General features: G+C 34.0%; 13 protein-coding genes. 8 read left to right on the top strand and 5 right to left on the bottom strand.

The annotated features are described in order from the left end of the window. Positions 1 to 117 precede the first annotated feature (117 nt). Positions 118 to 666 carry a manganese efflux pump MntP gene (locus KDE13_RS08085; protein WP_212139646.1) on the bottom strand — a complete coding sequence of 183 codons (549 nt, stop codon included), beginning with the start codon at positions 664 to 666 and terminating at the stop codon, positions 118 to 120. A gap of 78 nt (positions 667 to 744) precedes the next feature. On the opposite strand from KDE13_RS08085, the gene KDE13_RS08080 reads away from it, so the two are divergent. The 4 genes from KDE13_RS08080 (at position 745) to KDE13_RS08065 (ending at position 4,031) form a co-directional block, all read left to right on the top strand. After that, entirely contained in the window at positions 745 to 1,497 is a 753-nt protein-coding gene (locus KDE13_RS08080; protein WP_212143461.1) for a DUF4197 domain-containing protein, read from the top strand. A 9-nt stretch (positions 1,498 to 1,506) separates the two neighbouring features. Then, entirely contained in the window at positions 1,507 to 2,391 is an 885-nt protein-coding gene (locus KDE13_RS08075; RefSeq protein WP_212143459.1) for a DMT family transporter, read from the top strand. A gap of 52 nt (positions 2,392 to 2,443) precedes the next feature. Further along, positions 2,444 to 3,322 (top strand): DMT family transporter, encoded by an 879-nt coding sequence (locus KDE13_RS08070; protein WP_212143457.1) that lies wholly within the window; start codon positions 2,444 to 2,446, stop codon positions 3,320 to 3,322. A gap of 211 nt (positions 3,323 to 3,533) precedes the next feature. After that, positions 3,534 to 4,031, top strand: a complete 498-nt coding sequence (locus tag KDE13_RS08065; RefSeq protein ID WP_212142369.1) for a type II secretion system protein — start codon at positions 3,534 to 3,536, stop codon at positions 4,029 to 4,031. Here the strand turns inward: KDE13_RS08065 and KDE13_RS08060 are convergent. Genes KDE13_RS08060 through KDE13_RS08045 form a run of 4 tightly spaced genes read right to left on the bottom strand, consistent with a single transcriptional unit; the run spans position 4,028 to position 8,126 of the window. Further along, positions 4,028 to 4,834: a metal ABC transporter permease gene (locus tag KDE13_RS08060; protein ID WP_212143455.1), complete on the bottom strand. Its 807-nt coding sequence runs from the start codon at positions 4,832 to 4,834 to the stop codon at positions 4,028 to 4,030. The genes KDE13_RS08065 and KDE13_RS08060 overlap by 4 nt on opposite strands. Beyond that, the gene (locus KDE13_RS08055) at positions 4,819 to 5,670 is read right to left on the bottom strand and encodes a metal ABC transporter ATP-binding protein (RefSeq protein ID WP_212143453.1); all 852 of its coding nucleotides are present in this window, start codon (positions 5,668 to 5,670) and stop codon (positions 4,819 to 4,821) included. Before KDE13_RS08055 ends, KDE13_RS08060 begins: the two co-directional genes overlap by 16 nt. Then, a complete protein-coding gene (locus KDE13_RS08050; protein ID WP_212143451.1) occupies positions 5,667 to 7,217 on the bottom strand; it encodes a HoxN/HupN/NixA family nickel/cobalt transporter in 1,551 nt (516 codons plus the stop codon). The genes KDE13_RS08055 and KDE13_RS08050 overlap by 4 nt, the downstream gene beginning before the upstream one ends. A gap of 3 nt (positions 7,218 to 7,220) precedes the next feature. Continuing rightward, positions 7,221 to 8,126 carry a metal ABC transporter solute-binding protein, Zn/Mn family gene (locus KDE13_RS08045; RefSeq protein WP_212143450.1) on the bottom strand — a complete coding sequence of 302 codons (906 nt, stop codon included), beginning with the start codon at positions 8,124 to 8,126 and terminating at the stop codon, positions 7,221 to 7,223. Between the two features lie 156 nt (positions 8,127 to 8,282). On the opposite strand from KDE13_RS08045, the gene KDE13_RS08040 reads away from it, so the two are divergent. The 4 genes from KDE13_RS08040 to KDE13_RS08025 all read left to right on the top strand — a co-directional run bounded on the left by KDE13_RS08040 (position 8,283) and on the right by KDE13_RS08025 (position 13,150). After that, the gene (locus KDE13_RS08040) at positions 8,283 to 8,642 is read left to right on the top strand and encodes a Fur family transcriptional regulator (protein WP_212139637.1); all 360 of its coding nucleotides are present in this window, start codon (positions 8,283 to 8,285) and stop codon (positions 8,640 to 8,642) included. Between the two features lie 427 nt (positions 8,643 to 9,069). Next, positions 9,070 to 9,810: a class I SAM-dependent methyltransferase gene (locus tag KDE13_RS08035; protein WP_212143448.1), complete on the top strand. Its 741-nt coding sequence runs from the start codon at positions 9,070 to 9,072 to the stop codon at positions 9,808 to 9,810. 33 nt (positions 9,811 to 9,843) lie between these two features. Then, the gene (locus tag KDE13_RS08030) at positions 9,844 to 10,746 is read left to right on the top strand and encodes a cytochrome-c peroxidase (protein WP_212139635.1); all 903 of its coding nucleotides are present in this window, start codon (positions 9,844 to 9,846) and stop codon (positions 10,744 to 10,746) included. Then, positions 10,727 to 13,150 carry an EAL domain-containing protein gene (locus KDE13_RS08025; RefSeq protein ID WP_212143446.1) on the top strand — a complete coding sequence of 808 codons (2,424 nt, stop codon included), beginning with the start codon at positions 10,727 to 10,729 and terminating at the stop codon, positions 13,148 to 13,150. The genes KDE13_RS08030 and KDE13_RS08025 overlap by 20 nt, the downstream gene beginning before the upstream one ends. Positions 13,151 to 13,153: the final 3 nt, after the last annotated feature.

Here is a 13,153-nt window from a genome sequence, read left to right as displayed (position 1 = left end):
TATTGTAAATTTTAAGTAAGCTAAATTTAGCACAAATTTTATGATAATATTTTAAATAAAAAAATGTAATATTTTTTTACAAGAATATTTTAATTATATAAATATATAATTAAAATATTATGCATTTAAGTGTTCTATTAAAATTTTAAATCCAATAAAAACAAGTATTAAACCGCCTAAAACAAGAGCTTTGTGCTCTAAAATTTCGCCTACGATTTTACCGATATAACAGGCGATAAAACAGAGTATAAAACAGGTCACGCCTATGATTACACAAGCGTTAACTATTTTAATATCAGCAAAGCCAAAAGTTATACCAACAGCGAGTGCATCGATACTTGTAGCGATCGCACCAAGGATGAGCTCTTTGTTTGAAAGATTTAATACACAATTATCATCTTTGCTCTCATAGGCCTCGTGTATCATTTTAATTCCTAGAAAAATTAGTATAAAAAATGCAATGAAGTGATCGATAGAGGCTATAAAACTTATAAAGCTAAGCCCTAAAATATAACCTAAAAATGGCATAATAGCTTGAAATGCACCAAATGTAAATGCAAGTTTTAAAATTTGTTTTATATTGATATTTTGACACTTTGCACCATTTGCCATCGCAAGAGCAACGCTATCCATAGCTAAGGCAAAGGCGATGAGTAAAATCTGCATAAATATCCTTTAAATTTTTAAAATGATAATTGTAGCTTAAAAGATATTTATATATAATAAAACTAAAAAAGGATAAAAATGAGAAAATTTGTAACATTTTTACTACTTTGTTGCTTGGCGATTGATACAAATGCAAATTTGAGTGATGCGATAAGCTCAGGCTTAAAGGTAGCTAGTAGCTTAAGTGTTAGTAAGGATTATAAAGCCATAGTTTCAAACGCTTTAAATTTAGCCGTTAAAGAGCTATCAAATAGTGGATATTTAAATAGTGCAGTAGCTAAGATCCCACTTCCAAATGGACTGCAAGGGGCTGCAAATTTAGCTAAAAAGGTAGGTGGAGAGAAGTGGGCAAATGAGCTTATAATATCAATAAATAACGCCGCTAGCACCGCTGTACCAGAGGCTGCGAGCATATTTAGCGATACGATTAAAAATATGAATAACGATGAGATCAAGTCTGTAATGAGCGGTGGTAAAGATAGCTTTACTAAATTTTTACAAGATAGATCAGGCGATAAACTACAAAAAGTTTTTAAACCGATTATTAAAAATATGATGAGTGATAATAAATTTGCCACTGCATACAACGGACTAAATTCATTTATCGCAAATAGTTCAGTAACAAGTAGTGATACGATAAAATCGGTTAAAAACCTAGCTTCAAATTTAGGTATGAGCGAGTATGTCCCAGACAGTGGCGAGGATTTAAACGACTACATCACACGTAAAACTTTAGATGGGCTTTTTAACGTTATGAGTGAAAAGGAGAGTGGATTAAAAAGTGGCATAGTCGGCAAAGGAAATGGTATATTAAATAAAGTTTTAAAGTAGGATTAGACTTTGGTAGCTAAAAAATTTAGAGAATTTGGTGCCGATTTTGCGATATTTATAGTCGCGATTGTATGGGGTATTACATTTTTGCCGATGTCAAAAGCATTGCATACAAATGGTGTATTTACGATACTTTTTTGGAGGTTTTTGATAGCATTTATGCTAATGACTATAATAAGTTTTAAATTTATAGATAGCATCGATCGTAATTCCATTAAATACGGCAGTATCGTGGGCGTATTTTTATTTTCTGGGTTTGCCTTTCAGACATTTGCGCTTAAATATGCATTAAGTTCATCGGTTGCTTTTATCACTGGACTTGTGGTTGTTTTTGTCCCATTTATAAGCTTTATCTTGTTTAAAGCTAGAGTTAGTATTTATGCTATTGTTGGTGCGATTTTAAGTGCGATTGGACTTTATTTTTTAACATCTGGTGAGCTTGGCTTTGGGCTTGGTGAGAAGCTAAGCTTGATATGTGCGATCGCTTACGCACTAGAGATCATCTATGCTGCACGTTTTGTAAATCGTTGTGAAATTTTTATATTTATGTGTGCAGAATTTGCTACTACCGCGGTGTTCTCACTCGTGTTTGCATATATTTTTGAGGGCGGTATTGTGCCAAATTTAAATTACGATTTTTACTTTGCGATCATTGTTACATCAATCTTTGCGAGCGTCTTTTGCTTCTTCGTTCAAAATTTAATGCAACGCTACACAACGCCGGTTAAAACAGCTCTTATCCTTACATTTGAGCCTATTAGTGCTGGAGTTCTTGGGTATTTTGTGGGTGGAGAGCGATTTAGCTCACTTCAGCTTGGTGGAGCTGGTATCATTATAATCGGTATTTTGATAAGCGAGATTGGCTCGTATATCATAAAGAGATGTCAAATTTAGATTAAATTATATTTAAAAGCTATAATTTAATCTTATTTTTATTGGAGTTTTTATGTTAAAAATAAGAAAGATAAAAGAATTTCATGCTGATATACCACTGATCTTTGTCGCTTTAGTTTGGGGTGCTACATTTCTTCCTATGGCTGGTGCAACTGCCACAAATGGTGTATTTACGATACTTTTTTGGCGATTTTTTATCTCTTTTTTGCTTATGTTTGTATTTGTTTTAAAATTTAAAGATATAGATTTTAACTCTATTAAGTATGGTTTTATTTTAGGACTTATTTTATTTTGCGGTTTTAGCGTTCAAACGTTTGCTTTTAAATTTACATTTAGTTCAAGCGTGGCGTTTATATCCGGACTAAATGTCGTTGTCGTGCCATTTTTGATGTATATATTTTTTGCCCAAAGGCTTTATACGAGTGCATTTATAGGAATTTTGCTGGGTGTTGTGGGACTTTATCTTCTCTCAAATGCCCAGCTTGGCGTGGGACTTGGTGAGAGTCTTAGCGTTATATGTGCTTTTGCGTGGGCTATGCATATTATTTTTACAAATCGCTTTGTAAAAAGGTGTGAGATTTTTATGCTCATAACAACGCAGTTTGCCGTAATGAGTGTCCTTTCACTATCTTTTGCCTATATTTTTGATGGCGGTATTGTACCAAATTTAGACTTTGCGTTTTATAAAGCGATGGTTGTATCGGTAGTTTTTGCTACACTTTTTGGTTTTATTATGCAACATTTGATGCTTTATCACACTACTCCGATAAAGGCAGCCTTGATCTTTACGCTTGAGCCAGTTAGTGCTGGTATACTTGGGTATTTTGTAGGTGGAGAGCATCTAAGCGGACTTCAAATTTTTGGTGCAGTGGCGATAATGGCAGGAGTTTTGGTCAGTGAGATAGGGTCGTATTTACACAATAAAATATAGTCTCGATGTTTTAGCTCAAATACTAAACAAAACCAAGATAGTTAAGGTGTAAATTTAACATTATACTTTTAATATAGTAAGCATATTTATGAGTAAGATTGTAACTTTTAATAAAAATAAATTATTAAATTAAGATCGAGCAAACATAAAATAATCTTAAATTTATTTCATATTTATTATAATCGCCTAAAAATTAACCCAAGGAGTTTGTATGAGAAAAGGCTTTACGATGATAGAGCTTATTTTTGTGATTGTTATATTAGGTATATTAGCAACTGTTGCTATACCTCGGTTAGCCGCAACTAGAGATGATGCAGAAGTGGCAAAAGCAGCTACAAATTTAACAACACTCATTGGCGATGTCGGAGTTTATTATACATCTCAGGGGCAGCTTGGCAAACTTGAGCAGATGACAAATGTTCAGCTAGTCGATAGTTCAAGTGATGGTAAGTCAGGCGTAATAGCTTCAGCCGGTAAAAAATGCATAAAGATTGAGCTAAAAGACTTTGATGTTTCGACAAATAAACCAGCATTTTTAAAGGTCAGTGGCGGAGATAATAGCGGTGATACTATATGCGTAAAAGTCCTTTCCACTAGTAGCGTAGATCGTATAATAAAGTCAAAATTCCAATACACAAATGCTAGTGGTAGCAGTGGTGAAAGTGGCGAAGGCGAGATCGCTATCGGTGGCATATCGGTTAAATTTTAACTTCTTAAACTCTTAAATTTAAAACAAAATCCAAAAAAACAAAGCGATGCGATGAGTATGATACTCGCACCGCTTGTTAGATTGAAACAAAAACTAAGTGTCAGACCAGCGATACAAAAAATAACTGAAAATATCGTTGATATAGCCATCATCGAGCCTAGTCTTTTTGCAAAGATTTGTGCTATATATGGCGGTATCGTCAGCAAAGCAATAACAAGTATAAGCCCTACGACGCGGATCGTCGCAACCACACAAAGTGCCATCATACAGACTAAAATGTAGTAAAAAAGAGTAGTATTGACACTTCTAAGCTTTGCAAATTCACTGTCAAAGCTAATCGCTACAAACTGACGATAAAATAGAGATATTATAAGCAAAAATATTACATCTATAATACCAATAAAAACAAGATCTGCATCACTAACGGCTAAAATCGAACCAAAAAGATAGCTCATAAGATCCGCTCTATATCCGGGCGTAAGGTCGATAAATATGATACCGATCGCCATACCAAAAGCCCAAATGGCACCTATAACAGAATCGATCTTTGTCTTGTCATTTAGTGTGATTGTCGCGATGAGAATAGCTAAAAATAGTGAAAATAGCCCAGCTCCCAAAAGTGGGTCAAGGGAAAGAAAAAAGGCAAGTCCGATGCCACCATATGCTCCGTGTGCTATACCGCCAGCGATAAATGTCATGCGATTTATCACCACTAGCGAACCGATAAGTCCGCATACGATACTAACTAATAGCCCAGCAAGAAGGGCATTTTGCATAAAATTTAAGTTTAAGATCTCCACCATATAGTCTCTTTTAAATCTCTTTTATCTTTTGTGCCATATATCGTTAAAAGCCTATCTGCTTGTGCTTGTTCCACATTTTTGTTGTTGCACTCACACTCACCAAGTGCTATCTCAACATCACAAAAATGGCTATGTCTATGTGCTAAATGCATTATAAAATCTTGCTTTGTTGTCTGTGGCGATATATCGTGAAAGTGCAAATTTTTACTTACATAAGCTACTTTTGTCGCAAAATTTAACGCTATATTTATATCGTGACTTATTAGCACTATGCCGATACCTTGGGCATTTATCTGTTTTAGTATGGTATAAATTTCAGCCTGACCTCTTGCGTCTATACTTGCAGTTGGTTCATCGAGCATTAAAATTTTTGCATTCGCACAAAGAGCTCTAGCGATATATACGCGTTGTCTTTGGCCGCCACTTAGCTCACCGATACGCTGATTGCTAAGATGAGCCATACCGACCTTTTCAAGCGATCTCATCGCGATCTCACACTCGGCCTTTGAGTAAAAGCCAAACATTTTTTTATCTATTAGTCCCATTAAAACGACTTCGATAACACGCATAGGAAAGCTTTGATTTGCCAAGCAGTTTTGTGGCACGTAACCGATAAATTTACTCACATCTTGTGGTTTTTTGCCAAATAACCTTATATCGCCACTTTGCGGTGTTAAAAGTCCAAGCATGAGCTTTAAAAGTGTGCTTTTACCACCGCCATTTGGACCGATGATGGCTAAAAAGTCTTTGCTATCATATGTCAAATTTATATTTTCTAATGCCAACTGTTTGTCATAACCAAAGTTGACATCGGTTATTTCTATCGTATGTTTCAAAATACACTCACCTGCGTCGTGCTAATATATATCATAAAAATGCCAACTATAAACATAACAAACAATGCCATAAATTCAGCATAAATTTTAAATTTATTTAGTCTCGAAAAACCATTTTGATTAATCTTTGCACCAAATATTGCTGCGATAAATATCACCGCACTCATACCAAATGCCATAAAAATTCCACTTAAAAATCCAGCAAAATAGCTTCCAACCTCGTGAGCTAGAACGAAAATTAGTATCGTGCCAGGACAGGGGATGAGTGCTACGCAGGCTGCGATGAGCCACTCGGCGTAGCTTTTTTTAGGTTTGCTTAAATTTTCTATAGCCACACAAGCAGAGCAAGTGCAATCTTTGATATGATGGTTAGTGGCAAAAATAACGCTTTTGTGAGTGTTTTGCAAAGCTACTTGAAATTTTAAACTATTTAAATTCATATGTGATTTTTGCGACGATTTTGCAAGTTTATGATAGAGTTTAAATTTATTGTAAGTTAGATAAATGCAAATGATGATAATGATAAAAGCTGATATTGTAGTTGTTATTTGTGTAGCATTTTTGGTAAAATTTGCACTTACTTGCGAGAGTGTAAAAAACATAATACAAACAAACAAAAATGCACCTATAACATGCATAAAACCAATCTTAAGTGAAAAAAACGCAGCCTTTGTGTAGCTACCACCAGTAGATGCAAAATATGCGGCTGTTAAAGCCTTACCATGTCCGGCTCCAGCTGCGTGTAAAAAGCCGTAGATAAAAGAGATGATAAGCAAAAATACAAACGAAACACCGTCAAATTCAGCCAAGTTTTGCTTTAAAATTTCTTTTAAACGATATAAAGACAAAGCACTTGCATTTGAAATAGAGTCAAATTTCATCTCATCTATGCGGTCTATCTCTGAATATTCATGCGACGATTGTGTTTGTCTATCTTGTTTAGCAATGTCGCTAAGACGTGGCTTTTTGTCGTATTCTTTTGCGGTTTTTGTATCTGCCATCGTGTAAAAAATAATATTTGAATTTACATTTGGTACGGCATAAATTTTATCATTTAGCTTTAAAGCCTTTTCGTTTTCAAACTTAAAATGAAAATATTGCCCCTCATCATATATTTCAATCGATATCACTTCGCCATCTCGCACGGCTATATCTGCATCAAATGCTACATCAAATTTTAGCCTTTCGTTATCAAAATAGAGCTTATAATGATCGAGATTTAGCTCAATTTTAGTCGTATTCTCATCTTTGTAAAAGTGCTCGATTTGCGTTAGATAGTGGCGTGGAACAAGATAGTTAAGTAGATTTAACCTAATCTCGCGAAGCTCATTTTTTTCCATTGAACCATCGGAGTTTATGTCAAAATTTTGTCTCATTAAATTTGAGAAATTTTCAGAAAAACTCCAAGTAAACTTTATCGTTTTGATCTTGTCATTTTGAGTGATAAACTCGGTATTTACGTGTGCAGTTGGGCTATAAAGGCTACAAAGAGCGCATCCAAATGCACTAAGCGAAAAAGCCAAGAACAAAAGGACACGCATAGGCATATATTAAAGACTTTGGGCTAATATCTCAGCCGTTTTTTTCATCTCGTTATACCAATCAAGTGGCAACTGATCAAGCTCACTAACTTTTGCTCCAGCTTGAGCTGCGATAAGTTTAGCGGATTTTTGTGAGAATTGCGGAGCTACAAAGATAACTTTTACGTTATGCTCTTTTGCCTCTTCGATGAGTTCGGCGATTTGAGCTGGTTTAGGCTCTTTACCCTCTACTTCGATGGCGATTTGTTCTAAGTTATATCGTTTTGAGAAGTAGCCCCAAGATGGGTGATATACGATAAATTCACGACTTTTCACATTTGCTAGTTTATCGGCTATAAATTTATCTAGCTCATCAAGCTTTGCATTAAATTTAACTAAATTTTGCTCGTAAATTTTAGCATTTTGAGGAAACTCGGCTATAAGTGCATTTGCGATATTTTGTGCTTGAGTTTTAACTAGTATAGGATCAAGCCAGATATGTGGATCAAGCCCGCCGTGATGATGGTGATGATGTCCGTGATCGTGCCCTTCTTCATCGTGGTCGTGGTGTATATCGCCTTTATGATCGTGGTGCTCGTGATCATGCTCATCGCTCATTGCGATCTTTTCGATACCGTCATCAGTTTTGATAATCTTTAAATTTTTATAAGCTTTACTAAAACGCTCTAACCAAGTATCTTCAAATTCGATACCAACGGCAAAATAAAGCTTACTAACCTCCAGATCTTTCATCTGTTTTGGCTTTGGCTCGTATGTGTGCGGATCTGCACCGGTACCAACCATTACATTAACTTCGAGTGTGTTACCAGCGATTTGTTCGATGAAATATTTTGTAGGCAAAATACTTGCGGTTACGATAGGTTTAGCAAATGCTAATGCTGTACCTAAAACTAACAAAGTGAAAATCTTTCTCATTTTTACTCCTTGTAGATAATCCGCAAAGTTTAGCAAAAAGCAACTAAGTTGCAACTTAAAGGCTGATAAATTTTTAAATTGTATCAAAAAATTTCAAAATTTTAAATTATTTTTAAAATTTTTAGCGTAATATAGCAAAAATCAAAGGAGCAAAATGTGGATATACAAAATTTCTTAAGTGAGCACAATATCAGGCCTACGACGCTTAGAGTCCAGATAGTAAAGGCTCTAAATGAAAGCCAAATCCCACTTAGCTACGATGAAATTTTACAAAGCTTAAAGGCTAACAAAACTACGATATATCGCACGATGGAGCTACTAGAAGAGCAAGGATTGATCGTAAGAACAGAAAATAATCATAAAAGCTATTATGAGTTTGCCGATGGAGCTAAAGCATATTTTATCTGTGATGTGTGCCATAAGATAACAAATATCGAAGTGCCGATATTACCACAAGCAAAGATCGTCAAAAGTGCCGTGATAAAGGGAATTTGTGAAGAGTGCGATCACTCATAAAGAGCTAAAATCTAATCAAGTATCGCTTTGAAACATTGTGAAATCGGATCAAAATATATAAAATTTGTACTATCACGAGCAAAAATTTTATTATCTTTTCAATCTCAAAAAATTTAAGCGATATTGTCTTGCTTTCAGCCTATATAGGTATAAATTTCTATCTCATAACCAAACTTTATAGGGTTGATATAGCGGACTTCATTGGTGCATATTAACCAACTTTCATTGTGTTTAAACTTTTATCTAAAATATTATCGACACTAGCTAAGTGTTTAAAATGGGGCTCTTACATAAATATAAAATAATATATGTTATTCATATGTCCGTGTGTATCGATAGCTTGAGGTGAGGCTTTGGTTTTGTAACTAAAATCTTTCAAATTTATATTCTTTTTTGCTAAAATTATGCTAAAACTTAAGGAGCAAGTGTGCAGTGGCATAAAAGTAAGCAAAATATCTGGGATAAAAAGGCAGATAAGTATCAGAGATTTGATGGCACAACGAGCAGATTTCAACGAGATTTTTTTAAAAGTTTAGATGAATTTGGTGTAGATTTTAATGGTAAAAATGTCATAGATATAGGCTGTGGAACAGGTGTTTATACACTAAATATCGCTCAAAAATGCAACCATATCACAGGAGTGGATAGCTCAATCGGTATGCTTGAAATTTTATGTAAAGATGCGAATAAATTTAGTATTAAAAACTATACTATACAAAACGCTGCCTGGAGTGAGTTTAGACAGACACAAACTTATGATATAGCCATAACTACGATGAGCCCAGCGATACAGAGTGTAGCAGATTTTGAGCGATTTGATACTTTGGCAAAAGTTAAAATTTATCTTGGATGGAGAGAGCCACGCACGAGTGATCTGCTTGAGCCATTTTTTATTAAATTTGGCAGACGTGCGGGTGATTTTATGGTATCGGATAGTTTGCAAATGTGGCTGGAAAAAAGGGGTGTGAAATTTGAGCTAAAATATATGAGTGAAATACGTAAAGCCAGACGTAGCTACGATGAAGCACTAGAAAATATCTGTTGGCATTTAGAGATAAATGGCTTAAAATTTGACAAAAAAGAGATTGCTAATATGCTAAAACCACTTTGTAAAGACGGCTTTGTAGATGAGAAAATTAACTCTTTAATGAGCCTTTTGGTATTTTAAGGTATAATAAGAGTTTGAAATTATGGAGAGCGTATGAGAGCACTTGTGTTTTTAACTATTTTTGCTATTGCTACTTTTGCTGTAAATTCGTCATTTACGCCAGTTGTGGCAGTTGAATATAATGAGCAAAGAGCACTTATAGGCAAGAAGTTATTTTTTGATAAACGATTAAGTAAAAATGCGAATTATTCGTGTGAAACTTGTCATAGTCTTTACTGGGATTTTAGCGGAACAAATAAAAAACTTAACAGCACCAACACTTTAAATCCGCCAAGTGTGCTTAATGCGGCTTTAAATTACATATTTTATTCAGATGGACACATAAGAGATATTTACGATCAAGTAGAAGAGTCGATAAGATCGCAAAAAGAGCTAAACTCAGATGAGTCCAAAATCGTCGCTATAATTAGTAGCATAGAAGAGTATAAAATTTTATTTAAAAAAGCTTACGATGATGGAGTAAGCTATAAAAATATCGTTGATGCATTTGTGCAGTTTGAAAAGGCAATAGCTACCGTAAATTCGCCATTTGATAGGTATTTACTCGGTGATGAAAATGCCCTTGATAGTGATCAAAAAGCTGGATATGAGCTATTTAATGAGCTTGGTTGCATCGCTTGTCATAATGGTAAAAATTTGGGTGCTAATCTAATGCAAACTCTAACTTTTTCAAAAGACATTTTATCGGGCATTGATAGCGAAGGATATTTTAACAAAAGCAAACTTCGTCGTGCTCAATCTCTTAGAAATATTTTAAGAACTGCCCCATACTTAAACGACGGTAGTGTGGCTTCATTAAAAGATGCTTTGCTTGATATATCTGAAAGTCAGCTTATGCATAAGCTAAGCGATAAGGAGATTGAGTTGCTTTATAACTTTTTAGGCTCTTTAAATGGTGAACCGCCAAGGATAATCAATGGATCTCAAAAAGATTAAATTTTTATCATTTATACTATCTGTGGCTTTTACTATCTGTGCGTTTTTTATTTATAAGATAAACAGGGTTGTTGATATAAATAATGATATAGTTAACACTATCGTTGATCTAAGACTGCTAAACGACACTATAAATTTTAATATGCAAAATAGTATTATGACGTCAAATTATGATATTTTAAATTATGATTTAGCAAATTTTGATAAAAATTTAACAAAACTTTCCATAATGGACAAAGATGGCTCGATAGATAATCTATATGGAAATGCCGATAAGATAAATGCTTTGGCTAAAATTTATGATCAAAAACGTAATCTTGTTGATATGTCAAACTCTATCAATGCTGGGATATCTTCATTTATATTATCAAGCGAATATGAGCTAAAAACTGACCCAAAGCTGAAAAAATTTCAAGTGATTTTGTTAAAATTAAAAAATATTAGATCTTTTAATATAGATATTATAAACGATATCGAGTACGATATACAAAATTTATCAGCTAATATAAGTGGCACCAATGAGATAAATATACTTAAAAAAGTAAGCTATGCGACTAATTCTTTAATAGCACTTAACAACATATATCAGCAAAATAATGCTTTAAACGCTGGGAAAGTTATCGATGATATTAAGCATGTGTATTTTAAGCAATACCAAGATGTGTTAATTAGATTTAAGCTTATGCAAGTATTGTCATTTGTATTGCTTTGTATGCTTATAGCATTTATATTTTATCAGACCAAAAAAGGCGTAGCGTTATTGCGTGATGTAAATATGTTTAAGACCGTTATAGATAACGATCATAGCTCTATCGTAATATCAAATGCAAAAAACAGGATAACTTACGTAAATAAAACTTTTGAGCGAATATCTGGATATAAATTTTATGAGATCGTAGGTAAAAATCCGCATATTTTAAAATCATATATTCATTCAGAAGATTTTTATAACGGCATACGAAATGCAATAGCAAACGAAACAAGCTGGGAGTGCGATAATCTAATTAGCAGAGCAAAGGACGGCAGTTATATCCACGAAAAAGTAAAATTTTTACCATTTTTTTATGGAGATAAGCTACAAGGATTTGTTTCGACAAAGCTTGATAGGACGCTTGAGACAAATATGCTAAACGAACTAGCTATAAAAAACGATCAGATAAAAGCACAATCGCTTATAGATAAACTAACCGGCTTTGGTAACTACTTTGCTTTGACAGAGAGGCTTGAGCAGCACAAAGACGGAATGCTTATTTGTATAAGTATTAAAAACTTCCGCACATTAAGATTTTTTTATAAGACAAAGATTATTGATGCGATGATAAAGTCATTTTCAAATACTTTAAAACTTTGCGTAGATACATCAGAGATCAATGCTGAGCTTTTTAGATTTCAAGATGATGCATTTTACATATGGTATCACGGAGATAATATCGTGCGTGATATAGTATATATAAAGGAGTATTTTAATTTCAACGAGATAGAAATATATGTCGATGATAAGGTCGAGAGTTTGCCTGCACCAAAGATCGTCATAGGGGTTTCTTTACCTAATGATACGATACAGACAAATAGATTAATGCAATCAGTTTTGGCAAATCAGCAAGCTTATGATAGCAATAAAGAAATTTATTACTATCAAGAAAACGATGCCATTGAAATGCAGTATCACAAAAACCAGATGATAACTCAGCTCATTGAATATGCCTTAGAAAATGATCGCGTTGTAGTCGAATGTCAAGGAATATTTGATATGGCTAGTCGTGAAAAAGAGGCTAAATTTTATGAAATTTTGGTGCGTATCATCGATCAAAGCGGTAAGATACATTATCCTGGGGAATTTCTCGATGTTGCTATGAGAACGCAGCTTTACGTACAGATAACTAAAAAGGTTATATCTCACGCATTTAACTTGGTCGAGCGTTATCCAGACTATACATTTTCTATAAATTTATCTAGCTCAGACATTGCAGACATCTCAGTGCGTAAGCTTTTAGAAGAGAAACTAACGCTTTGCTCTAAGCCAGAACATATATGTTTTGAGATGCTTGAGAGTGAAGAGATGAGTAATTATGAGATTATAAATTCCTTTATCAAATATGTAAAAGGCTATGGATGTAAAATCTCTATTGATGATTTTGGTTCAGGATATTCAAACTATTACCGAATTTTAGAGCTTGATATAGATAATATCAAGATCGATGGCTCAATCATCAAAAAGCTACCATACGATCAAAACACACGCGTTTTAGTCGAAACAATAGTAAATTTTGCTAAAAAGCAAGGTTATAAGATTGTCGCGGAATTTGTTAGTTCAGATGAAATTTTAGAACAGATTAGAAAATTTGATATTCAGTTTGCACAAGGATTTTTACTAGGTAAGCCTAAGGCGATGAATTTAAAATAGTAT

The sequence above is a fragment of the Campylobacter anatolicus genome (assembly GCF_018145655.1).
Taxonomy (GTDB): domain Bacteria; phylum Campylobacterota; class Campylobacteria; order Campylobacterales; family Campylobacteraceae; genus Campylobacter_A; species Campylobacter_A anatolicus.
The sequence above is the reverse complement of the archived record's forward strand: the minus strand, read 5'-3'. Positions and strand labels throughout refer to the sequence as shown.